Here is a 25,434-nt window from a genome sequence, read left to right as displayed (position 1 = left end):
TTATGAAGATTGAAAAAACAATAAATATTCTTAATAAAAGAGCTAAATTCGAGTATGAAATAATCGAACAGTTAGAGTCTGGGATTGTGCTTACTGGCACAGAGATAAAGGCTTTACGTTCTTCAAAAGCTTCCATTACAGAAAGTTTTTGCCAATTTATTGAAGGTGAGCTTTTTGTGGTTAATATGAGTATAGATGAATACAAATTAGGGACTTTCTATAATCACAAGATTAAAAGAGAGCGTAAACTCCTATTGCACAAAAGGGAATTGCAAAAATGGGAAAGAAAACTTAAGGATGTTGGTAATACCATAGTTCCGTTGAAACTTTATATAAACGACAGGGGAAAAGCAAAGTTGTTAATAGCCTTAGGTAGAGGGAAAAAGCTATTTGATAAAAGAGAAACTATTAAAAACAGAGAAAATAAAAGAAATTTAGAAAGAATTCTCAAGAAAGTTTAAAAAAACTTTGTTTATAACGAGAATTTGTGTTTATTTTGCATTATCAATTATTTAATCATTTAATTCTATGAAAAATCTAAAATTAGGAATTACAGCATTGGCATTATCATTTGCCTCTACTGCTTTCGCTCAAACTACTTCTAACCCGTGGGTTATTGGAGTAGGTGCACATGGTGAGAATCACGTTGCTACTGGTAAATTTGGAGATGTTTTCTCTACTGCATTCGGTGGTAACGGAGGAGAACTTTATAAAATCAATAATTTTACAATTACTCCACCATTATCAAGATTAACTGTTGCTAGAAACTTAAACAAGTTTTTTGTTTTAGATTGGCTTACTACAGTTGGTAATGTTGATAATAAGAAAGTTGGAATGGGTAAAGAATTCTTCTTACAAACTGGTCTTGGTTTACAATTTAAATTAGCTGGTTTCTGGAATGAAGAATCTTGGTTTGATCCATACTTAAGAGTAGGAGCTAATTATTTAAGACATGATTATGAAGGTACAGGTCTTGTTAACAAAGATGGTGATTTAGTAAAAGCTAATCACTTCACTGCAGCAGGAGGTATCGGTTCTAATTTCTGGTTAACTAAAAACTTTGGTTTAAATTTACAAGGTGATTATGTTTCTTCTCCAACTAACAAAGGAGGTGATATCAACTTCTGGCAAGCTGGAGCTTCTATCTTATTCAGATTTGGAAACAACGATAGAGATAAAGATGGTATTAAAGACAAAGATGATGCTTGTCCAGATGTATTTGGTTTAGCTCAATTCCAAGGATGTCCAGATACTGATGGTGATGGTATCGCTGATAAAGATGATAACTGTCCTGAAGTTGCAGGTCCAGTAGAAAACAATGGTTGCCCTTGGCCAGATACTGATGGCGACGGTGTATTAGATAAAGATGATGCTTGTCCTAACGTAGCAGGTCCAGTAGAAAACAAAGGTTGTCCTTGGCCAGATACAGACGGAGACGGTGTATTAGACAAAGATGATGAGTGTCCTACAGTTCCTGGATTAGTTGAGCTTAAAGGTTGCCCAAGAAAAGTAGCTGAAGATGTAACAGGACAACTTAAAGACATCTTATTCAACTTTAACAAAGCTACATTAAGACCAGAGGCTGAACCTAAATTAGATGCTGCTGCTGCATATCTTAAACAATATGGTAACGGTAAATATTTAGTAATCGGTCATACTGATAAAAAAGGATCTGATGCTTACAACTTAAAACTTTCAAGAGAAAGAGCTGCTGCTGTAGTTAAAGCTCTAGAAGCTAGAGGTGTATCTGCTGATCAATTAAAATCTAGAGGAGTTGGATCTGCTCAAGCTACAGAGCCAGCAACTGCATCTGATGAAGCTAGATTAAAAGACAGAAAAGTAGTAGTTGAAGAAATTACTTCTCTTTGGGAATCATTACCTAAACATGATATTCCTGCTCCAGCTAAAAAAGCTCCAGCTAAAAAGAAAAAATAATTAATTATTTTTCAAAATAATAAGCACCCTCATTTTTGAGGGTGTTTTTTTGTGCTAAATTTTGTATTTTTGCATTCGTAAATTTATAATTATGGGACGCGCATTCGAATATAGAAAAGCTTCAAAAATGGCCCGTTGGGATAAAATGGCCAAAACTTTTTCAAAAATTGGGAAAGATATCGCTATCGCTGTAAAAGCTGGCGGTCCTGATCCCGAATCTAACCCTGCTCTTAGAAGATGCATTCAAAATGCTAAAGGAGCTAATATGCCTAAAGATAATGTAGAAAGGGCAATAAAAAAAGCTTCCGGTGCAGACGCTGAACATTATGATGAGGTTACTTATGAAGGTTACGGACAAGGTGGCGTTGCGTTTTTCGTAGAGTGTACTACCAATAATCCTACCAGAACTGTGGCTAATGTAAGAGCTATTTTCAATAAATTTGATGGAAATCTTGGTAAGAATGGTGAACTAGCTTTTATCTTTGACAGAAAAGGAATTTTTACTATTGATAAATCTTTAATCAAAATGGATTGGGATGATTTTGAGATGGAAATGATTGATGGTGGTGCAGAAGAAATAGATAGTGATGAAGAAGAAGTGATGATTACTACAGCTTTTGAAGATTTTGGTTCTATGTCTCATAAATTAGATGAGCTAGGAATTGAAGCTAAAAGTGCAGAATTGCAAAGAATTGCCAACAATACAAAAGAAGTAAACGAAGATCAATTTAAAGCGAATATGAAGATGCTAGATCGTTTCGAAGAGGATGATGATGTGCAAAACGTTTACCACAATATGGAAATTACAGATGAATTGATGGATTCTCTATAAAACTAAAAAGTCGCAAATTTTGCGACTTTTTTATTTGGTGAAAACATCTTCTATGCCTTGCATTCTTGTCATTACAGAACGTGCGTAAGAACAATGCGGGTTTACTTGCCACTTGTTTTCTCTGGCAAATTGTATAGATTCTTCTACTAATTTTTTTCCGAAACCTTGTCCGCCAAATTTGGGATATACCATTACGTAAGAAATGATTAATAAATTATTTTCGGGGGAAATGGTATAAGTAGCTCTGCCAATTTCTTCGGTTTCGTTTTTTAGGGAGATAAAACCGCCGTTTCCGTTTTTGTGATTTTCAAAGGTTGTATTCATTTTTTTAGGTTTTTTGTGATTGGTTGAATGGTGCAGCCCGGCCTGAGTGGAGCTCTTTTTGTAAATTTTGATGGAATTAGCTAAGGCTAATTTACAAAAAAGCGGGAACGGAGGACGGAAAAGCTGCCCAAAAAAATTAAAAGTCTTTGCCTGTGTAGAAATTATAATCTTTAATGACGGTGTCTATGAATTTGCTTTCGGTGAGAGGTATGTCGTCTCTATTGAGTTTTAAGGTTTCTAGGATTTTATTGGTAAGTCTACTTATGATAATGCGGTCTTGTCCGTTTTTTGCTTTGATGAAATTTTCTTTGATGATTCTGACGTCATTATCAGAAAGAGCGATAACTTGAGGGAAAGTGGGCACGTAATCTGTGCTGATTTTTTCTAAAATGGTGTGCGAAATATTGATGTTGTTTTTGAGAGAAATAACGGCAGTACCGGAAGCTATGTCTCCTAATCTAAGGTTGTGCTTGTTGACAATCATTGTAATGAGGCCTACCATGCCTGAACTGATATAAACGTCTATTATTCTAAAAGTCCACCTAATGAGATAATCACCGAAATTGGCTTGGTAACCATCTACTTTTACGACTTTAATTTTAAGAATTTTTTTACCTAAGGTTTGTCCTTCCATTAGACTTTCCATTGCTAAAGTATAGAAATCAAAAGGTAATGAAATCAAGATAAATACAGCGTACATAGAGAAGTCATCCCATTCTCTGGTGTAAGTTTCAAAATTGAAAATCTCGAAAAGGGAATAAAAGATGACGAACATTCCTGCTATTTTTATGAGTAAATCAATAAAAAAAGCAAGGATTCTTTCTCCTATGCTTGCCACATTGAAAGTTAAATTTACATTTTGTGAAGTATTAATTTCTATTTGAGCCATTTTTTTTTTATTTTAGCAATAGATTATGAGAGAGGTAGCTTTTATTAAGCAAAATAAAGAAAAATGGTTGGGAATAGAGCATGTAATTTCAGGAAAAGTGAAAAAAAATCCTGACGAGTTGTCATCTCTATACATTAATCTTATCAATGATTTATCTTTTGCACAAACTTACTATCCTAAAAGTAAAACTACGGTATATCTTAATCACCTTTCTACACTAATTTTCCAGAAAATTTACAAAACCAAAAGAGTTGAGGAAAATAAACTAATCTATTTTTACAAAAGAGAAGTTCCTGAATTAATTTATAAGTATAAGAGATATTTGTTTTATGCGTTTGGCTTATTTACGTTATTTACTTTAATAGGAGTTATTTCTGCACATTATGATGCGGATTTTGTAAAACTAATTCTTGGTGAAGAATATGTAAATGTAACTTTAGAGAATATCAAGAAAGGTAATCCTATAGCAATTTACGAAAGTGGTTCTAATTGGGGATCGGCCATTGCGATAATTTACAATAATTTGTATGTAGGGGCAAAGCTTTATATTTATGGAGTTTTTATAGGGTTGGGTACAGTATATGCTCTAGCCCAAAACTCTGTAATGCTGGGTTCTTTTCAATATTTTTTTCAAACGCAGGGAGAATTAGGGCAAAGTGCTAGAGGAATTTGGGTGCATGGTGTTTTTGAGATTTTCAGTATGGTGATAGAGGCTACTGCAGGTCTAATTCTTGGTGCTTCGGTGCTTTTTCCTAAAACATTTTCTAGAATTAATTCTTTTAAAATAGGGTTTAAAGATAGTTTCAAAATTTTTCTTAGCACAGTACCATTTACGTTTGTTGCTGGTATTTTAGAAGCTTTTGTAACGAGATATGCTCTTTCAATGAATTTACTATTGAATTTAATTATCATTTTCGGTACACTCTCCGTTATTGGTTATTATTATTTGATATATCCATTTATTTTACAAAAAAAATTAAAACCATGATGCAAATTTACAAGAAAAGACAGTTCGGAGAATTAATAAGTGACACCTTCAACTTCTTCAAAGAACATGGCAAAAATTACTTCAAAAACTATTTGATGATTAATGGTTTAATTATCATTTTATTGGTTGTAGTGATAGTTTTTGCTTTCAAAGATGTTTTCCCAATGCTATTCAATTCTAATATGCAAGGAAGCAGTTCGTATCTATTTGAGCAATATTTTACAGAAAATATGGGTTCGCTTATCGTTTTAGGTGTATTAATGTTTTTAATCATTTTGATGCTTTCATTAGTGAATTATACATTCCCTGTACTTTATCTAAAAAGGCTTGCAGAAACAGGGAATAAAGACATAACAACAGATGAAATGGTGAGTGATATTAAGAAAAATGTAGGTAAGTTTTTTAAGTTCTTCTTATGGTCATTAATCACTTTATTACCTATAATTGTTATTGCATCTTTGATATCTGTAGCGCTAATGTTTATTGTAATAGGTATTTTTCTTTTTTTGTTTATACTGCCTGTTTTTGCCAATATTTCTAATTTTACTTTTTTTGATTACTTCACCACCAACAAAGGTTTTATTGATTCTTTAAGCGAAGGTTTTAGAATTCAATTTTCTAAATTTTGGAATTATTTTGGGTCAGTTGTTATCATTTATATAATTATGAATGTCATTTCTTACGTATTTACCATGCTTCCCATGTCTATCATTGCAGGAACAGCCTTTGCAGCACCAATAGACCAAGGAGCTGAAAATGGTTCTAATCCTATTCTAATGATTCTTTTATTCATTGTTTATTTAGTATCTATAATAATGAGTTTGTTGCTTTCTAATATTATCTACATCAATGCTGGATTGATGTATTATGACAGCAGAACAGACCTTCATAGAAGTGTAGATATGCTAGAAATTGACACCATAGGAAGCAGTGCAGTCTAATAGTTTTTTATTTTTAATTTTTTTGTTGAGTTTTAATTTTTTTAAAGCTCAAGATAACTATGTAGAAGAAATAGCGGTAGATACGGTAGAAATAAAATCTAATTCCAATTCCTCTCGAAAAATAGATTCTATGATTATGTCTGGTTATACTACAGACAATGCATTGTATCCTAAAAAATTCAAAGAAAATTTCAGAAAAAAATACCAAACAGAAGAATTCAATTATAATACTACAAAACCAAGAATTTCTCTTTGGCAAAAACTTTTGGCAAAAATTCAAGAATGGTTGAGAAGTGTCTTTGGTGAGGTAGATGGTACTAAGACTTTAGACTATACAGGTATGTTTTTGAAAATTTTAGCCTTTTTATTAGTAGGTTTTTTACTTTACATCATCATCAGCTATTTTATTTCAAAAGATGGAAACTTTTTCTTTAGCAAAAAATCTAAGAAAATTAACATCAATGCAGAAGAAATTACTGAAGATATTCATGAAATAAATTTCCCTGAAAAAATTCTTCAATTTGAAAACAAAAAGGAATTCAGGTATGCCATTAGATATCAATTTTTATATGTTTTGAAAAAATTATCAGACAAAAAATTAATAGATTGGAATACAGAAAAAACCAATCATGACTATCAAAAAGAACTGAAATCTAAAAACCAAAAAGAATTATTTGCAGAGTTGGTTTATATTTTTGAACACGTTTGGTATGGCGAATTTGAAATAAACGAAGAAAATTATCTTATTCTAAAAAACAAATTTTTGAAAGGTTTCTAAAAAAATGAACAAAACCTATAAAACATATGGTATAATCCTCTTGGTGGTTGTTATTTTAATGACCATTGTACAACTCAATAAAAAAGAGGTGATAGATTGGAGTAAAAACTTTTCTACTACTGAAAAGTCTCCTTTTGGTTTGTTCGTTTTTAATGAAGAGGGTAGAGATTTATTGAACCAAAAACTCATCAAGATTAATCAATCGCCTTATAGTTTTTACAATCAAAATCATCCGAAAAAGGCACACAACATTCTTTTAATAGAAAAAAATCTAGATAAAGTTTCTTGGGAAAAAATACTACAAGAAGTAAAAAAAGGTTCAGATGTTATGATTCTCTCAGAAGATTTCCCAGATGAATTAGAAAAAAAGCTTAATTTCAAATTGAGTGATTACAATTATGACGAAACCAGTTACTTATATTTCACTGATGACAAGATTGCCGAAGATAGTATTGTTGTGGATAAAGTTCAGGCATGGGGGATTTTTACCAATTTTGATTTTAAAAATTCTGAAATTTTAGGAACGGAATACTACGAAAAAGAATACGATAATGATTATGAATCTGCAGCCAATTTTTTAAAAGTAAATTACGGAAAAGGTCATGTTTATCTACACGCAGAACCATTAATTCTGACTAATTATTATCTTCTCAAAAAAGAAAATCAAAAGTATATTCAAGGTGTTTTTTCTTATTTGCCCAACCGAGAAACGTATTGGTTTCAAGAATCAGAAACAGAATCATCACAATCTCCACTTCGATTTATTTGGGCCAATCCGCCACTTAGAAATGCTTGGTTGATTTTTTTGTTTTCAGTTTTTATATTTATTTTATTTAATGCAAAACGAAGACAAAGAATCGTTCCGATAATAGAGCCTCTTAAAAATAAATCGGTAGAATTTATTAGAAGCATAGGGAATTTATATATGCAAGAAGGTGATTTTCACGATATGATGGCTAAAAAATCACATTATTTTCTGAGCAGAGTAAGAACTGAGCTTTTGATAGATACTCATAATTTAGACGAAGAATTTGAGAAAAAACTTCATTTAAAAACAGGAAAATCTCCCGAAAAAATAAAAGAAGCAGTAGTTTTAATCAAAAAATCATTAAATCCTTCTGCACATGTTATTAATGAAGATTTGATTAAATTAAATAAAGTTTTAAATGAAATTTTAAAATAAATTTGTAATAAAACTAATTTTTAGAAATTTAGAAAGTACTGACCTTGCAATGCGAAAGCCTTTGCGACATTGCGAAAAAATAATATTTAGAAAATGGAAAACTTAGATAACCAAAATTTGGAGTTACAAAACGTAGAGCAACCATCTGTAGAACAGATGAGTACACCAGAATTTCACTCAAGAATTGATATGACTGAATTGAGCGAAAGTCTTGCCAAAGTAAAATCTGAAATCGCCAAAGTAATTGTAGGACAAGAATCTATGATTGAGCATCTTTTGGTAGCACTGCTTTCTAACGGACACGTGATTATAGAAGGTGTACCTGGTGTTGCCAAAACCATCACTGCAAAATTATTGGCGAGAACCATTTCTGTAGGTTTCAGCAGAATACAATTTACACCAGATTTAATGCCTTCAGATATTTTGGGAACTTCCGTTTTTAATGTTAAAAACACCGAATTTGAATTCAAAAAAGGGCCTATTTTTTCTAATTTTATTCTGATTGATGAGATTAACCGTTCTCCTGCAAAAACGCAAGCCGCACTTTTCGAAGTGATGGAAGAACGCCAAATTACAATGGACGGAACGCTTTACAAAATGGAACAACCATTTTTAGTAGTTGCTACTCAAAATCCTATAGAACACGAAGGAACGTATAGACTTCCAGAAGCGCAATTAGATAGATTTTTGTTTAAAATTAATGTAGATTATCCTAATCTTTCTCAAGAAATGGAAATCGTGAAAAATCACCACGAAAACAGATTAGATGATAAAATTTCTCAAATTCAAGCCGTAATTTCAGGGCATCAGTTGAAGAATTATCAAGATTTGGTAAAAGAAATCATTGTAGAACCTCATTTATTAGAATACATTGCGAAAATCACGGTGAATACTAGAGAAAATCAGTTTTTATATTTAGGAGCTTCGCCAAGAGCTAGTTTGGCGCTTCTTACCGCAAGTAAAGCTTTTGCAGCGATTAGAGGCAGAGATTTTGTAACGCCAGAAGATATAAAAGAAGCTGCAGTGAGCGTTCTAAGACACAGAGTAATGGTTTCTCCAGAACGTGAAATGGAAGGTTTGACTGCTGATGAAATCATCAAACAAATTTTAGAAAGTATAGAAATCCCAAGATAGAAAATTAAAAAAGTGGTTTTTATTGAAAATATATTAAACCGCAAAAGCAACAAAAGAAAATATTGATATTAAGTTTATCAAAAGAATAAAAAGTAATGTATTGCGCTTTTTTTACTTTTGCAAGGCTCAGACATATTCAAATCTTTTGTCTCTTTTGTGGTTTAAAAAATATAAAATATGATTTAAAAGATTGCATCTGCTATTTTTTCATAAATGATAACGAAAAATGAAGATAGAAAAAGTAAAATTATTAGACGGAAAAACCGTTGCCATCACAGGCTCGAAAAGTATTTCGAACCGACTTTTGATTTTGGGTAAATTGTTCGGAGATTTAAAAATAGAAAATCTATCAAACAGCCAAGATACTCAATTGTTGCAAAAAGCACTGAATGAAGATTCTGAAACGGTTGACATTCACCACGCAGGAACTGCAATGCGTTTTTTAACGTCTTTTTATGCCATTCAAGAAGGTAGAAAAACCATTCTTACAGGTTCTGAAAGAATGAAACAAAGGCCAATAAAACCTTTAGTTGATGCTTTGAGAGAGTTAGGAGCAGAAATTAATTATCTCGAAAATGAAGGTTTTCCGCCATTAGAAATTTTCGGAAAGAAAATTGAAAAGAATTTTGTGAAAATTCCTGCCAATATTTCTTCGCAGTTTATCACTTCTCTTTTATTGATTGGCGCAAATCTAGAAAACGGTTTAGAGATAGAATTACAAGGCGAAATTACGTCTCGTTCTTACATCAAAATGACGCTGAAAATCTTAAAAGATATCGGCATTGAAACTCGTTTTGAAGGGAATTTAATTAAAATTTTAAGTTCAGATTCATCTCTGTTGAACCAACAATTAGATGTGCATTTCCATTCGTCTAAAATCAAGCATTACACCGTAGAAAGTGATTGGAGTTCAGCGTCTTATTTCTATTCTTTGGCAGCAATTGGGAAAAAGAGAATTCATCTAAAAAGTTTCTACGCTTTTTCTTTACAAGGAGATTCAGCATTAAAGAATATATATTTGAAGTTTTTCGGAGTCAATACCATTTCAGACGCTGCGGAACATCTCATTACGTTGGTTCCTGATGTAAGTTTTAAATATCCAGAAAAATTTATTTTGGATATGAATGATTGTCCAGACATTGCGCAAACCGTTTGTGTAACGTGTGTCGCGCTGAAATTACCTTTTGAAATTTCAGGTTTAGGAACTTTGAAAGTGAAGGAAACAGATAGATTGGTTGCGCTACAAAACGAATTGGAAAAAATAGGTTGCAAAACTGAAATTACCGAAAATTCTATTAAATCTTTAGAATTTTTTGAACTGAAAAATGATATTTCTATTGCCACTTACAATGATCACAGAATGGCGATGAGTTTTGCGCCTTTTTGTTTGGTTAAAGAATTAGACATACAAAACGAAGATGTGGTAGAAAAATCTTATCCAGATTTTTGGAAGGATTTTTTTGAAATTACAGAGGGGTTTTAGCACAGAGTTCACGGAGTTTTTACACGGAGGGCACAGAGTTTTTAAAAAAAGCAAAGCGCCTCAATAATCTTAAATTAGTGAACTTTGTGAAGTGCTTTGAGAACTTTGTGATATAAAAAACGAACAGAATTTATGACAATAATAATAACAGGAACTTCCACAGGAATTGGCTTTTCTCTCGCTGAATATTTCGGTAAAAAAGGACATAAAGTTTTTGGCTTAAGCAGAAAAAATGTTGAAAGTCAATATTTTACTACCATTCCAACCGATGTTACTGATAATGCACAAGTTCAAGCTGCGATTTCTAAAATTTTAGAAACTGAAAGCAAAATAGATGTTCTCATTAACAACGCAGGAATGGGAATGGTTGGAGCTGTTGAAGATTCTACAAAAGAAGATATTCTGAAATTATTCAACTTGAATTTAGTAGGAGCTGTGCAAATGATGAGTACAGTAATGCCAAAAATGCGTGAACAAAAATCTGGAAAAATCATCAATATTTCGAGTATTGGTAGTGAAATGGGACTTCCGTTTCGAGGATTTTATTCGGCTTCCAAAGCGGCTTTAGATAAAGTGACAGAAGCAATGCGATACGAAGTCTATCAATGGAATGTTGAAGTTTGTAGTTTGCATTTGGGCGATATTAAAACCAAAATTGCGGAAAATAGAGTGAAAACTCAAATTTCTGAACCGTATAAAAAAATATACGAAAAAGTATATTCTGTGATGAATGCTCACGTTGATGAAGGAACAGAACCTTTAGAAGTAGCGCTTTACATCGAAAAACTTTTAGAAAAAAAATCTTGGAAAGCACATTATTATTTCGGGAAGTTCGGGCAAAAAATTGGCGTTCCTTTGAAATGGATTCTTCCACAGAAAGTCTATGAAAATCTGATGAAGAAATATAATAAAATGGATTAAGGTTGCCACGAATACACGAATGATTTTATAGATGGTTTCTCGCTTATTGTGCTGATTTATTAACAGTTTCAATCTGCAAAATTTGTTAAATCAGCGAGAGTTTAATTTTAAAAAGCTGTTAAAGTTTATTTTTATAATGTTTATTTGTGCATTGGTGGCAATTACCAAATACTAATTCAATAAAAATTTGCGTTCTTTGCGTAATCATCTTTGCGACTTTGCGTGAAAAAAAATCTATACATATTTCTATTTTTTCTTCCTTTTTTTCTGAAATCCCAACAGAAGCAATACGTCTTAATTGATGCTCAAACCAAAAAAGAAATCATCAAAAAGGATTCACTTTCTGCAGTGAAATTTCTAGATTCTTTGGCGGAAAATAATTACTATTTTACTAAAATTTTAAACGTTGAAAAAGTAGAGAAAATCACCAAAATTGTATTTGATAAAGGAAAAAATTTCAATGAAGCCAAAGTAAAATTCTCGCCTGAAACCGCAGAATTTTTAAAATCAAAACCAGAAATATTCACTAAAAATCTAGATTCTCTCAAACAAAAAATCAATCAAAAATACACTAATGAAGGTTTTGCTTTTAACAGAGTAAAAACCAAATTTATAGGATTAGAAAATGAGGTTCCAGAAGTTGAAATCTCGGTTTTTAAAGGAGATAAAAGGCAGATTAATGGTTTTGTTTTGCAAGGTTTTACCAAAGTTCCGAAACGTTTCGTCAAGAATTTAGAAAAAGAATTTGTAGGCAAAAAATATGATGACGAAAATATTCTCAAAATCAATTCAAGGTTAGAAAACCATCCTTTTTTGATTTTAGAAAAAACTCCGCAAACACTTTTTACCAAAGATTCTACGCAGATTTATCTTACATTTCAGAAGAAAAAAGCCAATAATTTTGATGGAATTATCGGTTTCGGAAATAATGATAAGAAGAAATTTAGCTTTACAGGAAGCATTAATCTTAATCTGAAAAACGTTTTCAATAGTTTCGAAAGCATCTCGTTGTACTGGCAAAGAAACCAACAGAGCGGACAAAACTTCGATTTGCAAACCGATATTCCGTATCTTTTTGGTTCTAACATCGGTACCAATCTCAATCTCAATATTTACCGCCAAGATTCCACTTTTGCTAATGTGAAATTTCGTCCAGCATTGTATTATCATCTTTCACCAAAGCAAAAAATTGGAGCAAGAGGAAATTTTGAGATTTCATCGGTGTTAGATGATACTTATACTTCTGGACAAGACTTTAGCAAAAAAGGAATTGGTGTTTTTTATGAATTTACAGAAACTTCGGAAGAGCCACTTTTTATTTACAAAACCAAAATCATCGCCGAAGCAGATTTGTTGAGTTCTTACTACCAAAATTTAGAAAAAACCTTCAAGCAAAATCGTTATTTTTTGTTCGCAGAGCGCAATTTTCATCTCAAAGGAAATCATTATTTCAACGCAAAAGCAGAGTCTGCAATGCTAGATTCAGACGGAGAAATTACCACCAACGAACTTTTTAGAATTGGCGGGTATAACTCATTGCGTGGTTTTAATGAGCAGTCACTTTTTACCGATTTTTATGCTTTTGGTGGCGTAGAATATCGTTATTTGGTGAGCAATCAAGCGTTTTTTGATGTTTTCGGACAACTGGCAAACGTGCGAAATTCTACCCTAAAAACCACCAGTAAATTGTACAGTTTTGGGCTAGGTTTCAACTTTATTTTACCGATTGGTTTAATGACTTTTCAGATTTCCAACGGACAAGAATTTGGCAATCCTTTTCAATTTCAAGACACCAAAATTCATTGGGGAATCATCAGTAAGTTCTAGAAATTTTTTTAAATTTAGAAGCAAGACGGTTTTGTTTTTTTTTGACGTTCTGTCCTGCTTTCGCTACTCGCAATCCCGATAAATCGGGATGTGCTCAAGCAGGCCACTCAATCAGGGCTAAAGATTTCGGGCAGTTTTTCTTTTCACTTTTCTAGACTACCCCGTCAAAATTTTCGTAGAAAATTTTGCCACCCCTTCAAAGAAGGGGAATTCTTTACGTTCCCCACTTTGAAAATAATCGACGCGAGCGAAGCGAGCGTCAAAAACACTAAAATTTTCACTCCATAAAAGCATGTTATTATTCATTTCTTAAAATTATGTTAAATTTTGGCAAGGTTGTTGATAAAGTAAAACAGAATTAAAAGATGAATAAATGTTTAATCATCAGAAAACCAACAGAATAAAATTGTAAAATCATTTTACAATTATTTTACTGTGTAAAACCTAATACTATTCGTAACATTGTAACGTTATAATACGACCAATCAACAAAATATTTTATGGAAAATAAAAATCATACTCCGCATAAAAATGCTCAACAACATCAGATGAACTGGTTTCAGCAGTTTTTGATGGTTTGTTCAGGAGCTAATCTTCATATCCTTAGAAAATCTCCCAGCGAATGGAACAAGTATGCAGGAATTGGAGGAATTGTACTTTTTACCGCAGTTTTTGCTACGCTTTCGGCAAGTTATGCAATGTACACTGTTTTTGAGAATGAGTTTACAGCCGTAGGTTTCGGAATTCTTTGGGGATTAATGATTTTTAATCTTGACAGATATATTGTTTCTTCCATTAAAAAAACAGGAACTTTTTGGAATCAATTTTTTATGGCAGTTCCGCGTTTAATTTTGGCAACTTTCCTCGGAATTGTGATTTCTAAACCTTTGGAATTGAAAATCTTTGAGAAAGAAGTAAATAAACAACTCAATACCATTATCCAAAGAAATAAAACAGAACTACAGAAAACAATGAATGGTAGAATTCTTCAACAATCTGGGCCTTTTGCCGAAGAAAAATCTCAAATTCAAAAACAAATTGCAGCAAAGCAAACCAGTTTAGATTCTGCAACGGTAGAATTAGAGAAAGAAATTCTAGGGAAACAAACAGGTCTTACTTCTGGTAAAGTAGGTTTTGGGAGCAATGCTAAAAGAAAGCAAGAGCTGAAGGAACAACGTAAAAAAGATTTAGAAGATTACCAAAAACAGATGCAGCCAAGATTGAAATATCTGGACGAACAAATTTCTGGAGTTTATAAAAATCTACAAACCGAACAAAAAAATTCTGAAAAAGCAGAGAATAAATTTGATGGTTTTGCTGCCAGATTACAAGCATTATCAGAGTTAGGAGATACCAATAAAATTATGGCATTGGCATCGTTTTTCATTATGATGATGTTTATTACACTAGAAATTTCTCCAGTTTTGGTAAAACTAATTTCATCAGTAGGACCTTATGATTACCTTCTTGATAAAACAGAAAACGATTACAGATTGTACTCAAAAGAAAAGATAGAAAAAGGAAATTTTGCAACAGATTTTAGGATTGAAGATTTTAAAAATAGCCTCGGGAAAAAAAATAACAAAGAAAACGAACTTTAGGTTCGTTTTTTTTATTAAAAACCTGCCATAACTCACGCTCTAAAAATTCATAGAAAATGTAAATCATCGTAGCTTTGCAGCGTCTAATTTTAAATAAAACAGCAATGCAAAATTCAGGGAAAAGATGGTTTATCGCAGTAATGGCAACCTTGGTACATTTGTTTCTAGGAACGGTTTATGCGTGGAGTTTTTTTCAAGGAAAGGTAACAGAAACTTTCGGTTGGTCTAATTCTGAAACAGCTTGGACTTTTAGTATCGCCATTTTTATGCTTGGTATTACGGCAAGTTGGGGCGGTATTAATTTACCAAAATATGGTTCTAGAAAATTAGCGCTTATTGGTTCTGTTTTGTATTCTTTGGGTTACATTATTTCTTATTTTGCCTTAAAAAATGAGAGTTTGCCTTTATTGTATTTCGGATACGGAATTGTAGGCGGAATAGGATTAGGTTTAGCATATGTAACACCGGTTGCAGTAGCTTCTAAATGGTTTCCAGATAAACAAGGTCTGGTAACAGGAATGGTAGTAATGGGTTTTGGCTTAGGAGCTTTACTAATGGCGAAATTATTAGCGCCTGTTTTCTTGAATTATTTTGAAAATAGTTTACCCAAAACTTTCTTAGCCATAGGAATAATCATGTTGGTTTTCTTACCATTATTCGCAAATTTTTTGTCGATGCCAGTGCAGGAAAAAACGGCAGAAGTTACAGATGAAAAAGTAAATGCTTTACCCGAAATATTTTCTAAAAATTTCATATTTATTTGGATAATGTTCACGTTTGCAGTAATTGCAGGAATGATTTTCATATCTTTTCAGTCGCCTCTTTTACAAGATTTATTAAAAGCAGGAGGACTCACAGACCAACTAACTCTAGAGCATAAAGGTGCTACACTCATTGCATTGAGTGCATTATTCAACGGGTTGGGAAGATTTGTTTGGGGAAGCGCATCAGATAAATTGGGAAGAATTAATACATTTAGAATTCTATTAATAGTAGAAGCTTTGGTTTTTGCAGGATTAATTTTTACAAAAAATCCGATGATATTTTCAGTAGGCGTTTGTATTGTTTTATTAAACTATGGTGGCGCTTTCGGGGTGATTCCTTCTTTGGTTAAAGAATCTTATGGCGCAAAATTAATGGCAACAATGTACGGCGTAGCGTTAACAGCTTGGGGTGTTGGAGGGATTTTAGGGCCACAAATTACAGCGTATATGAAAGACCATTTTGGTGCTGAAGCTGGAACCAATTCTTTCATGGTGGCTTTGGTTTTAATTTTAATTGGAATTTTGCTTACTTTTTTTGTGAAGAATGATAAGAAGGTAGTTTAATAAAGGAGATAATTTGAAAAATTGATATTCAAGAAATTAATAAAAAACCTCAAAGCAAAACTTTGAGGTTTCATATTTTTAAAGAAGTATTTTACAAAGAATAATTAGGCGCTTCTTGAGTAATAATTACATCGTGAGGATGAGATTCTTTAAGTCCAGAACCTGTAATCATCACCATTTTCCCTTCTTTTTGTAAGGTTTCTATGTCTTTAGTTCCACAGTATCCCATACCCGCTCTTATACCACCAGTTAATTGGAATATTACATCTTCTAATTTTCCTTTATGAGGAACTCTACCTTCAATTCCTTCAGGTACAAATTTTTTAGCTTCAGACTGAAAATAACGTTCTTTTCCGCCACGTTTCATTGCAGCTAAACTTCCCATTCCTTGATAAGATTTGAATTTTCTACCTTGAAAGATAATTTCGTCACCTGGAGCTTCTTCTGTTCCTGCCAAAAGAGAACCTAGCATTACAGCGCCAGCACCAGAAGCTATTGCTTTTACAATGTCTCCAGATAATTTGATACCACCATCTGCAATTACCGCTACGTTGTATTCTTTGGCTTTTTCGTAAACATTATAAATGGCAGATAACTGAGGAACGCCAACTCCTGCTACTACTCTGGTAGTACAGATAGAACCGGGGCCAACGCCTACTTTCAAGACATTTGCGCCTGCTTTTATCAATGCTTCGGCAGCATCTGCAGTTACAATGTTTCCACCTACGATATCTAGTTCTGGAAATGCATTTCTAATTTCTGAAATTTTATCTAAAACCCCTTTTGAATGACCGTGAGCAGAATCTACGGCGATAATATCTACACCAGCTTCTACTAAAGCAGTTACACGTTCTATAGTGTCTTCACCAACGCCAACACCTGCACCTACAATTAACCTTCCGTTTTGGTCTTTGTTAGCATAAGGATATTCTAATTGATTGTCTATATCTTTAATCGTAATTAAACCAACCAAATGATTTTCTGCATCTACGATTGGCAATTTTTCTATTCTATTTTTTAGAAGAATTTCTTTTGCTTGTTCTAGCGTGGTAGATTTATCAGAAGTGATGAGATTTTCTTTGGTCATCAATTCTTCTACTTTGGCGTTCAGGTTTTCCTGATATTTTACATCACGATTGGTGATGATGCCAATTAATTTATTTTCAGCATCTACAACGGGAAGACCAGAGATTTTAAATCTTGCCATTAATTCTTTAGCTTCTGCTAAAGTATGGTCTTTGGTAAGGGTTACAGGGTCTGAAATCATTCCGTTTTCTGAACGTTTTACACGGTTTACTTGTGCCGCTTGTTCAGAGATTGGCATATTTTTATGAATGAAACCAAGACCACCTACTCTTGCTAATGCAATCGCCAATTCAGCTTCCGTTACTGTGTCCATAGCAGCAGAAACGATCGGTACATTAAGCGTGATTTTATTTGAAATTCTAGATTTAAGAGAAACCTGATTAGGTAAAACTTCTGAATAAGAAGGGATAAGAAGAACGTCATCGAAAGTGATGGCAGTTTCTACAATTTTACTGTGAATACTCATCTTTACTTTCTTTGCAAAATTAAAGTATTATTTTTAATAATGAAAATTTTAGATAAAATTTAATAATAAATTAATTTCTATTTTTAAGGTAAAGCCATTGAGATTTATTTAGAATTTCATTTTTATCAGGATTAATTCCTTTTAAGATGACCCAATATACACCAGTGGGAAGTTTGGCTCCAGAAAAGTTTCTTCCGTCCCAATAGAATGGTTTTCCCTTAGAATATTCGTAAACTTTGCTTCCTTGTTTATCAAAAATAATGACTTGTAGATTGGTATAATCTTCAAGAAGTTCAAAGCTCCATACATCATTATAGCCATCATCATTAGGAGTAAATGTGTTAGGGAATACTGTAGAATCTGGCTCTGATGTTGGTGGTAAACCTGGTTGATTAAGTTTGAGTTCGAAAACTGAAAAACAATTATTGGCATTAATTGCTTTCACGTATAGATGTTTTTGGATTGTAATATAAGTATTCGGCTTTTTAATTTCGTTTAAGTTATTTAAAGCATCATTTTCTGAATTAAAAAACTTGTATGTCACTGCATGGTTATTAGTTAGAACAAGTGCATCATTTAGATTATAAATGTATTTGTTGTTATCTATTCCTATTGGGTCAATTGGGGACACTATAATAGGATTTGGGAGACTATATATTCTGAATTTAGCATTTACTATTTCGTAAAAACCATTGCTAGAAGTTATTTTATATATAATTCTATTTTCGCCAGAGAAGTCTTTGTCTATTTTTACAATTATATCAATGTCGTTAAGTTGGGCACTCCCAAGATAGGGAGGAGTAAGGATTTCAGTCTTAATAATATCATATTTAGCATAAGGAGGACTAAACTGAGGCGAGATAATAAACTGTTTATTAGCGCAAATGTTTTCGAGGTTTTTTTCGGTAATTTGATATGGACAGTTGTCTATGAATATTTCATTAGTATAATAATTAAAATCGCCGTAAGCGTATGTTAGTTTACATCTGTAGTTCCCTGGGGTAGTGGGAATGTAGGTCTGAGAATTAGCACCAAGTATATCAGCCCCATTCAATTGCCATTGAATAATTTCGAAATCTTTGTTGCTAACATTTAGGATTACAGATTCTTGAATGCATGTTCCGTTTTTAGCAATATAAGGGTCATGAGAAAATCCTGTATAGCTGCTAGCGAAACCTGTGTAAGCTGTTCCTCCTACAGCATCTATATTTAAACTTTTATCAGATTGAATTTCTGGGTTAGATGACAGATAGGGGTATGTATGGTATTTCCACCCAGGTTTGCCAATCATTGGCGAGCCACTACCAAGCAAAGAACCATTAAGGTATATTTTTGCATTTTCGGGGCTTTTTATTGTGAGTTTTACATCATTTGTGAATTTTCCGATTTTATTGATGAATGGAACTTGTATGAGATTTGGTTTTTCATGAGGTAAATAATCAATATCTAAAGGATAAGAGAAAGTCATACCACTTGTTCTCTCTATTTTAGGTAGTGCAGGTCCTCTTGGCATGTCATTAAAACCGCCAATCATTTGATATAAATATATTGGGTTAGAAGCTCTAATGTACATTCCTTTTGTGGGAATTTGTTTAGGTTCAGTATTTACGAACGTTTGTTCGTTGCCAATTTTAAATTTGTTGGGATAAGGACCTATGAAATATTGTCCTTCGTTAAGTGAAACTGTTGAGTTTGTTTCATCATTAAAATAGACTTTTGTATTGTCCTTAGTAGCAACTATAATTACTTTTTCCATTGCAGATTCTGCTACCGTCATTCCATTGACAACAAAATATTCTTTGCCAAGTTTTGTTGTTGGTACAGATTGATCTAGATTGATATTTCCTGCTGCTTCTCCTAAGTCTTGACTTAAAAAATTTCCATTGTTTACTACAATAGGCTCATCTGAAACAATTTTAGCTCCTATAAGATTTGGATCATTGTCATCCAATACAGGGTGAGGCCTGTTAGGGCTCTTATTGTCTATTTTTAAAGCTGCTAAAATATAGGACTCTCCTCTATTAAGAGTTATACTTAAAATATCATCAGTACTTCCGTCTGCAAAAACTAAATTTTTATTGTAATTGAATATTTTGATATGGGTGTTATCTTTAGTTGCTAAAATAGAAGCTTGGTAATTCATTTTAACGGCATTCTGTGAAGAGAGAGGTAGAGTAGGGTCTTCATATAGAATGACTTGATCATTTACAACGTAAAATTCTTTTCCCAGAGCAGATTTGCCTTTAGAAGCAATGATTTCGGAATAGGTATCTTGCATTCTAAGACTAGCATAAAAACTTTGTTCACCTGCGATATAAAATCCCATTCCTAGTCTTGTCATGGTTTTTCTCTCTAGGTTGGTTCTAATCATGGTGTCATCTTTCAGAGTATATTCTATAGGTTTAGAATTACTAAGAATTACAGTATCTACTATAACATTATGATTGTAAATGTTTATTTTGAAAGGTTTAATTTTATCAGTAGAGAGATAAATTTTAATTTCAGAAATAGCAGTGCCACTCACGCTTTGGAAAAAAGGAGGAAACCAATGCTCTAAATCTAATTGCGCCCTAACTGTAATTATTGAAAGGGAAAAGATAAAAATTATTATTATTTTTCTAACAATCATCTTGTAAATATAAAAAAATTAATTTCTATTTTTTACAAGAATCCAACCTTTGTAGTTCATTTTAATGTTTGTGTCTGGCTCAATCCATTCTAAAACATACCAATATGTACCTGTAGCGATTGCTCTATTGTATGAAGATTTTCCGTTCCAGACAAAAGAATTGGTGTTTTGGCTAGAATAAATTTGGCTACCATAACGATCAAAAACTAGAATTTTTACATCTTTTTTAATTCTAAGATCCGAGTAATCTAAAACGTCATTTATACCATCTCCATTTGGGGTGATTGCATTAATCAAATTAAGGACTAAGAATTGTTTCTCAACAGGAGTACAAAGTTCAGCTCCTTTCACATAAGCAGTTTGTAAGCCTCTTCTAAGATTTGTAAATACATTAGATGATTGATAATTAATTCCATCTATAGAATAAGAGTATGGTAGAGTTCCCCCAGTTACATTAATAGTAATGGTATTTTCGTTTACCGTTATACTTTCTATGAGTGGGTCTTCCGCCGCAGTTACATTAACCAATTGTCTGTATGTACAACCATTGAATGTTAAATCTACATAATGATTTCCGATGCCTAAAGACGTGGTTTGCGTGGTGTCTCCATTGCTCCAAAGATAAGCGCTGAAGCCAGTTCCAGCATCTAAAAGAGTATTGGCATTTTTACAAATTTGAACATCTTTTAAAGTAGATGAAGCTTTCGGTATTTTTACATTTATTGTTAATTGAGCCCAATTGGCGCAAGAATTAGCTTTCTCAAATCTTAAGAAATAAGTTCCAGAATTGGTCACCGTTAATGAACTGTTGATAGGATTTCTGTTATTTTTAGCATCACTTTCAGAGTTGAAATATTTAATGATTACCGAAGCATCAGTGGTAAAAAACGAATCAGAATCTTTAAGGTTTACAGCTTTTGTTCCATCTAAATTATCATCACAAACTTCTTGAGAAATAGAACTTGCAAGTAGGGTAACTTTATTTCCGAATTTAAAATCTAAAGGATAAATCTGAGCTGGACAAAAATCAGATTCCACTCTTGCAAAAATAGTAGTATCTGCAGAAAAAGACCAATCAGAATTTAGGAAATTAGCATTGCCTGCATTAGCATCTGTAGCGTTTAAATAGTATTTTACACGATAAATCCCAGGGTTGATAAGAATGGCAGAGGTTACATTATTGAGATTAATTTCGATAGTTCCATCTAGATTGTCATCACAAATAATCGTATTAAATTTAGAAATATCTACAATTGCTTTTGGTGATTCTACAACGCTCACTTTTTGGGTATAAGTACAAGTGTTATTAGAAGTTAAAACCACAGAATAATCACCTTTACCAACCGTAATGGTTTGAGTAGTTGCGCCATTGCTCCAAAGGTAAGAAGTGAAACCAGTTCCTGCATCTAGAGTGGTAGTGCTTCCTTCACAGACTGTAACTGCAGCAGGAAGAGTAGTAGATGTGGAAGGCTGACCGAAATTGAGTGTAAGTGAAGCAATATTGTCACAAATTCCAGATTTTTTTATTCTGACAAAGAAAGTAGCGTTAGCAGAAATATTTTGAGAATCAGGGATAGGATTTTGTTCTAAATTAGCATCGTTTTGAGTGGCGTAGAATTGATAAGTATAACCCGTTTCCGAGGTTAATTGAGGCAAATAACTGGCTAGATTTAAGGTTTCAGAATTGCTGAAATCGCCGTCACAAACTTGAGTTGTATAAGGATTTATAGAAATTTTATTCCCGATTTTAAAATCAATAAAACCTGTAGCATTGGTGCATCCGTTTCTAGAGGCTACTAATACATAGACTCTAGTGAGAGTAGTATAAGTCCAATCTTTAGGAAGCGCCGGGAAATTAAGCCCTGCATTGTCAAAAAAGTAAATGTCAAAATCTGCAGAATTGCTTACAATGGTTTTAGAAATTTCATCAAAATCTGGTTCATATAATCCATCAAAATCAGAGTCACAAAGTATAGAATCAAATTTTAAAGTGTCTATATTTGGTATTGGATAAAATTTAAGATTAATCTCTGCTACATCAGTACATCCGTAACTATTGGTTACTTTCGCATAAATGGTTTTGGGAATAGAATTATAACTGTTAAAATTTGAAATTAGATTAGAGAAGGTCTTTGTTGTAGGGTCATAATTTTCATAATATTCTACATTAGTAATGTTTGTATCATTAGAAACTTTGGCTTGTGTAAGGTCGAAGTCACCCGTTTTATCAGGTTTAATACAGGCAAAAGCTTCACCAGTAATTGTTTTGAGGTGATTGATCTTTATATTTACAGTTACATATTCTGTGTCTGGAAATTTAGGGTCTGTTCCTGAAAAGTAATAAGTAAAAGAATCTATTGTTGCCGAAAAATTGGTTAATGTGTAGGTGATTTCACCTGTTAAATTATTTATGGTAACTGTTCCGTTGGATGGCTGTGTCCAGATTTTAACAGATGAAACGTTTACATTTTGTGTAAAAGTGGAAAATTTTGGAATTGGTGTAATGAAAGTCGGATTACAATTACTAATCTCAATGGAATTTGTTGTTTTAAAAGGACATCTTTGGTAGCTATATATAGGCGAATCTTGAGTACCACAATTTGTTTTCACAATTTTAACATAGTAGTCACCACTTTCAGTAGGTGAAATTATATAGGTGTTTGCGCCGCTTCCAGTATAAGGAGTTCCATTAAAATACCATTGATATGAATCATAAGTATCATCGACTTCTAGTGTAATATTTCCTTTGTCACAATCTCCACCTTTAGAAATGATAGGGTTAGAATTAAAGCCTGCAAAATAACCACCATATCCTACGGCTCCATTACCTGCTGCAATACCAGCTGTAATTGCTTTATCAGCGGAAATAGTAATATTACCTGAGACATTTGGAACACTGTAGGTTTCCCAAAGATTAGTACCATCTACTGTATAAGGACCGAATGAAGAAGAAATTGGAGTTCCATTCATAGAAACTTTAGCTCCTTTTTCTGCAATGATGTTCATTTTTACATTAAATTTATTGTATCCAATTTCATCAATTAGAGAAAATTCTTCTATTTTATTAGGAAGCAAACAAATTAGAGGAGGTACAATATTGTAGCCTCCTGTTGCATAGCTGTTAGGGACACCTGCTAATAATTGATATACATAAGCGTTGTTATTTGTCTTAACGTACATTGTGTAAGCATCTCCATTTTTTTGTTGATAGTGAACTCCTTCTGATGGGGTATCATTAATTATTTCATATTCTCCTTTTTTTAGAGGAACAGCATTAAAAGGAGTTGAGCTGCCATTAAGGTAAATATTTGTGTTATCCTCTGTTGCCAGAACTATAACTTCTTCCATCATATTGTTGTTAGGAGATATGCTTCCAAACCCACTCATTACAATAAATTCTTTGCCTAGTCTATCAATCGGAATGGCTTGATCTATTAATGCATCAGAGTTGTTATTCGGAGTAGTGGGAGAGTACATTCCATTAATGTTGCCATTTGTTATGCTAATAGACTTATCAGATTCAATATATGTGCCTGAGAATCCATCTTTATTTTTAATAGCATCAGAACTTTTTAGGCTTACAATATAAGATTCGCCTTTATTTAAGGTAACATTAATTTCACTTGGGGTGCTAGCTAATCCGAAAAATACAATATTAGGATCATAACCGGAAATTTTTATGTTTGTTTGGTTTTCTGTGGCAATAATACCAAAGGTAGAATTGGTAATATTGTTTTGCACTTGATTTTTGGGAGTTACTACATAAAAACGATTCCCAGCTCCTGCTTTTCCTTTAGAGGTAATGATTTCTGCATGATTAGGTAGAGAAAATCTATAATGTGCAAAGAATTTTTTTTCGCCTACCAAATGTAGCCCTTTCTTAGTTACTTTGTTTAAAAAAGTATCATCATTTGGATATGTGGACATTAGGCCACTGTCAATTGGAATTACAGCAGGATTTCCTTTACTAATTTGTACTTTTTGTAATAATTGATTGTTATTATATATGTCAACATTAAATGGACTGCTTGTATTTGTTGATAAATATAAATATTGTTCAGTACTTTGATTGTTTTGATTGGCAAAAGGCGCAAACCAATGTTCTGTATCAAATTGACTGTATAAAAAAGAATTAATGAAAATTAATAAAAAGCCGAGTAGTAATTTTTTCATTTGTTGTTTAATTATTACAAATGTAATATAAAATTTAGAAAAAATTAATTTCTATTCTTTACTAAAATCCAGCCAGTAAAAGAAACCGGTGTTTGGGTCAATGGTTCTGTCCAACTGATGATGTACCAATAGGTGCCAGATGTAGCTGTTCTTCCGAATACTTTTCCATCCCAAATGTAGTTTTTTCCGTTTGATTGGTAAACTAGAGAACCTTGTCTGTCAAAAATTTTAATTGAAACTTGGTCTTTAATTTTTAAATCAGAGTAATCTAAGAAATCATTTTTGCCATCACCATTCGGAGTAATGGCATTGATAAGGTTAATGATTAGAAATTTTGTTTCTAATAATTCACAGCCATTTTTGTCTTTTACGTAGACTGTATGAGTTCCTCTAGGAATATTTTTAAAAATATTAGAGTTTTGAAAATTAATGCCATCCAAAGAATATTGGTATGGAGCTGAACCTCCTGAAACGGTAATGTTAGCTGTAGTTCCGGTAACTTCTATATTATCAATTTTGGGAGTTTCCGCCGCAGTTACATTAACCAATTGTCTGTATGTACAACCATTGAATGTTAAATCTACATAATGATTTCCGATGCCTAAAGACGTGGTTTGCGTAGTGTCACCATTGCTCCAAAGATAAGCGCTGAAGCCAGTTCCAGCATCTAAAATTGTGGTAGCATCTTTACAAATTTGAACATCTTTTAAAGTAGATGAAGCTTTCGGTATTTTTACATTTATTGTTAATTGAGCCCAATTGGCGCAAGAATTAGTTTTCTCAAATCTTAAGAAATAAGTTCCAGAATTGGTCACCGTTAATGAACTGTTGATAGGATTTCTGTTATTTTTAGCATCACTTTCAGAGTTGAAATATTTAATGATTACCGAAGCATCAGTGGTAAAAAACGAATCAA

General features: G+C 32.7%; 19 protein-coding genes. 13 read left to right on the top strand and 6 right to left on the bottom strand.

The genetic code is table 11. The annotated features are described in order from the left end of the window. Positions 1-2 precede the first annotated feature (2 nt). The 3 genes from smpB (at position 3) to IEW40_RS04530 (ending at position 2,767) form a co-directional block, all read left to right on the top strand. Entirely contained in the window at positions 3-461 is a 459-nt protein-coding gene (gene smpB, locus IEW40_RS04540) for an SsrA-binding protein (RefSeq protein ID WP_188616906.1), read from the top strand. 67 nt (positions 462-528) lie between these two features. Further along, the gene (locus tag IEW40_RS04535; RefSeq protein WP_188616905.1) at positions 529-1,935 is read left to right on the top strand and encodes an OmpA family protein; all 1,407 of its coding nucleotides are present in this window, start codon (positions 529-531) and stop codon (positions 1,933-1,935) included. A 91-nt stretch (positions 1,936-2,026) separates the two neighbouring features. Then, positions 2,027-2,767 carry a YebC/PmpR family DNA-binding transcriptional regulator gene (locus tag IEW40_RS04530; RefSeq protein WP_188616904.1) on the top strand — a complete coding sequence of 247 codons (741 nt, stop codon included), beginning with the start codon at positions 2,027-2,029 and terminating at the stop codon, positions 2,765-2,767. Between the two features lie 30 nt (positions 2,768-2,797). Here IEW40_RS04530 and IEW40_RS04525 read toward each other — a convergent pair whose 3' ends face one another. Next, complete coding sequence (locus IEW40_RS04525) at positions 2,798-3,091, bottom strand: GNAT family N-acetyltransferase (RefSeq protein ID WP_188616903.1); 294 nt, start codon at positions 3,089-3,091, stop codon at positions 2,798-2,800. 136 nt (positions 3,092-3,227) lie between these two features. After that, positions 3,228-3,980 (bottom strand): RDD family protein, encoded by a 753-nt coding sequence (locus IEW40_RS04520; protein WP_188616902.1) that lies wholly within the window; start codon positions 3,978-3,980, stop codon positions 3,228-3,230. A 25-nt stretch (positions 3,981-4,005) separates the two neighbouring features. Between IEW40_RS04520 and IEW40_RS04515 the strand changes: the two genes are divergently transcribed. The 10 genes from IEW40_RS04515 (at position 4,006) to IEW40_RS04470 (ending at position 16,164) form a co-directional block, all read left to right on the top strand. Further along, positions 4,006-4,968, top strand: coding sequence for a stage II sporulation protein M (locus tag IEW40_RS04515; protein ID WP_188616901.1), 963 nt, complete (start codon positions 4,006-4,008; stop codon positions 4,966-4,968). After that, positions 4,965-5,909, top strand: a complete 945-nt coding sequence (locus IEW40_RS04510; RefSeq protein WP_229663380.1) for a hypothetical protein — start codon at positions 4,965-4,967, stop codon at positions 5,907-5,909. The genes IEW40_RS04515 and IEW40_RS04510 overlap by 4 nt, the downstream gene beginning before the upstream one ends. Before the next feature lie 25 nt (positions 5,910-5,934). Beyond that, positions 5,935-6,687, top strand: coding sequence for a DUF4129 domain-containing protein (locus IEW40_RS04505; RefSeq protein ID WP_188616900.1), 753 nt, complete (start codon positions 5,935-5,937; stop codon positions 6,685-6,687). A 4-nt stretch (positions 6,688-6,691) separates the two neighbouring features. Next, positions 6,692-7,870, top strand: coding sequence for a DUF4350 domain-containing protein (locus tag IEW40_RS04500; RefSeq protein WP_188616899.1), 1,179 nt, complete (start codon positions 6,692-6,694; stop codon positions 7,868-7,870). 189 nt (positions 7,871-8,059) lie between these two features. Further along, complete coding sequence (locus IEW40_RS04495) at positions 8,060-9,004, top strand: AAA family ATPase (RefSeq protein WP_373283778.1); 945 nt, start codon at positions 8,060-8,062, stop codon at positions 9,002-9,004. 226 nt (positions 9,005-9,230) lie between these two features. After that, positions 9,231-10,487 carry a 3-phosphoshikimate 1-carboxyvinyltransferase gene (locus IEW40_RS04490; protein WP_188616897.1) on the top strand — a complete coding sequence of 419 codons (1,257 nt, stop codon included), beginning with the start codon at positions 9,231-9,233 and terminating at the stop codon, positions 10,485-10,487. Between the two features lie 132 nt (positions 10,488-10,619). Then, positions 10,620-11,408 carry an SDR family oxidoreductase gene (locus IEW40_RS04485; RefSeq protein WP_188616896.1) on the top strand — a complete coding sequence of 263 codons (789 nt, stop codon included), beginning with the start codon at positions 10,620-10,622 and terminating at the stop codon, positions 11,406-11,408. A 222-nt stretch (positions 11,409-11,630) separates the two neighbouring features. Next, the gene (locus IEW40_RS04480; protein WP_188616895.1) at positions 11,631-13,235 is read left to right on the top strand and encodes an autotransporter assembly complex protein TamA; all 1,605 of its coding nucleotides are present in this window, start codon (positions 11,631-11,633) and stop codon (positions 13,233-13,235) included. Between the two features lie 500 nt (positions 13,236-13,735). Beyond that, positions 13,736-14,836 (top strand): DUF4407 domain-containing protein, encoded by a 1,101-nt coding sequence (locus tag IEW40_RS04475; RefSeq protein ID WP_229663379.1) that lies wholly within the window; start codon positions 13,736-13,738, stop codon positions 14,834-14,836. 104 nt (positions 14,837-14,940) lie between these two features. Beyond that, positions 14,941-16,164 (top strand): OFA family MFS transporter, encoded by a 1,224-nt coding sequence (locus IEW40_RS04470; protein ID WP_188616894.1) that lies wholly within the window; start codon positions 14,941-14,943, stop codon positions 16,162-16,164. A 91-nt stretch (positions 16,165-16,255) separates the two neighbouring features. On the opposite strand, the gene guaB is transcribed toward IEW40_RS04470, so the two are convergent. From guaB to IEW40_RS04450, 4 genes are all read right to left on the bottom strand, one after another. Next, positions 16,256-17,716 (bottom strand): IMP dehydrogenase, encoded by a 1,461-nt coding sequence (gene guaB, locus IEW40_RS04465; protein ID WP_188616893.1) that lies wholly within the window; start codon positions 17,714-17,716, stop codon positions 16,256-16,258. A 70-nt stretch (positions 17,717-17,786) separates the two neighbouring features. Beyond that, the gene (locus tag IEW40_RS04460) at positions 17,787-20,345 is read right to left on the bottom strand and encodes a T9SS type B sorting domain-containing protein (RefSeq protein ID WP_229663378.1); all 2,559 of its coding nucleotides are present in this window, start codon (positions 20,343-20,345) and stop codon (positions 17,787-17,789) included. An 18-nt stretch (positions 20,346-20,363) separates the two neighbouring features. Continuing rightward, the gene (locus tag IEW40_RS04455; RefSeq protein WP_188616891.1) at positions 20,364-24,518 is read right to left on the bottom strand and encodes an FIDD domain-containing protein; all 4,155 of its coding nucleotides are present in this window, start codon (positions 24,516-24,518) and stop codon (positions 20,364-20,366) included. A 44-nt stretch (positions 24,519-24,562) separates the two neighbouring features. Next, positions 24,563-25,434, bottom strand: an 872-nt coding sequence (locus tag IEW40_RS04450; RefSeq protein WP_188616890.1) for a T9SS type B sorting domain-containing protein, incomplete at its 5' end; no start/stop codon positions are given.

It is taken from the genome of Cloacibacterium rupense (genome assembly GCF_014645495.1).
Classification (GTDB): domain Bacteria; phylum Bacteroidota; class Bacteroidia; order Flavobacteriales; family Weeksellaceae; genus Cloacibacterium; species Cloacibacterium rupense.
The sequence above is the reverse complement of the archived record's forward strand: the minus strand, read 5'-3'. Positions and strand labels throughout refer to the sequence as shown.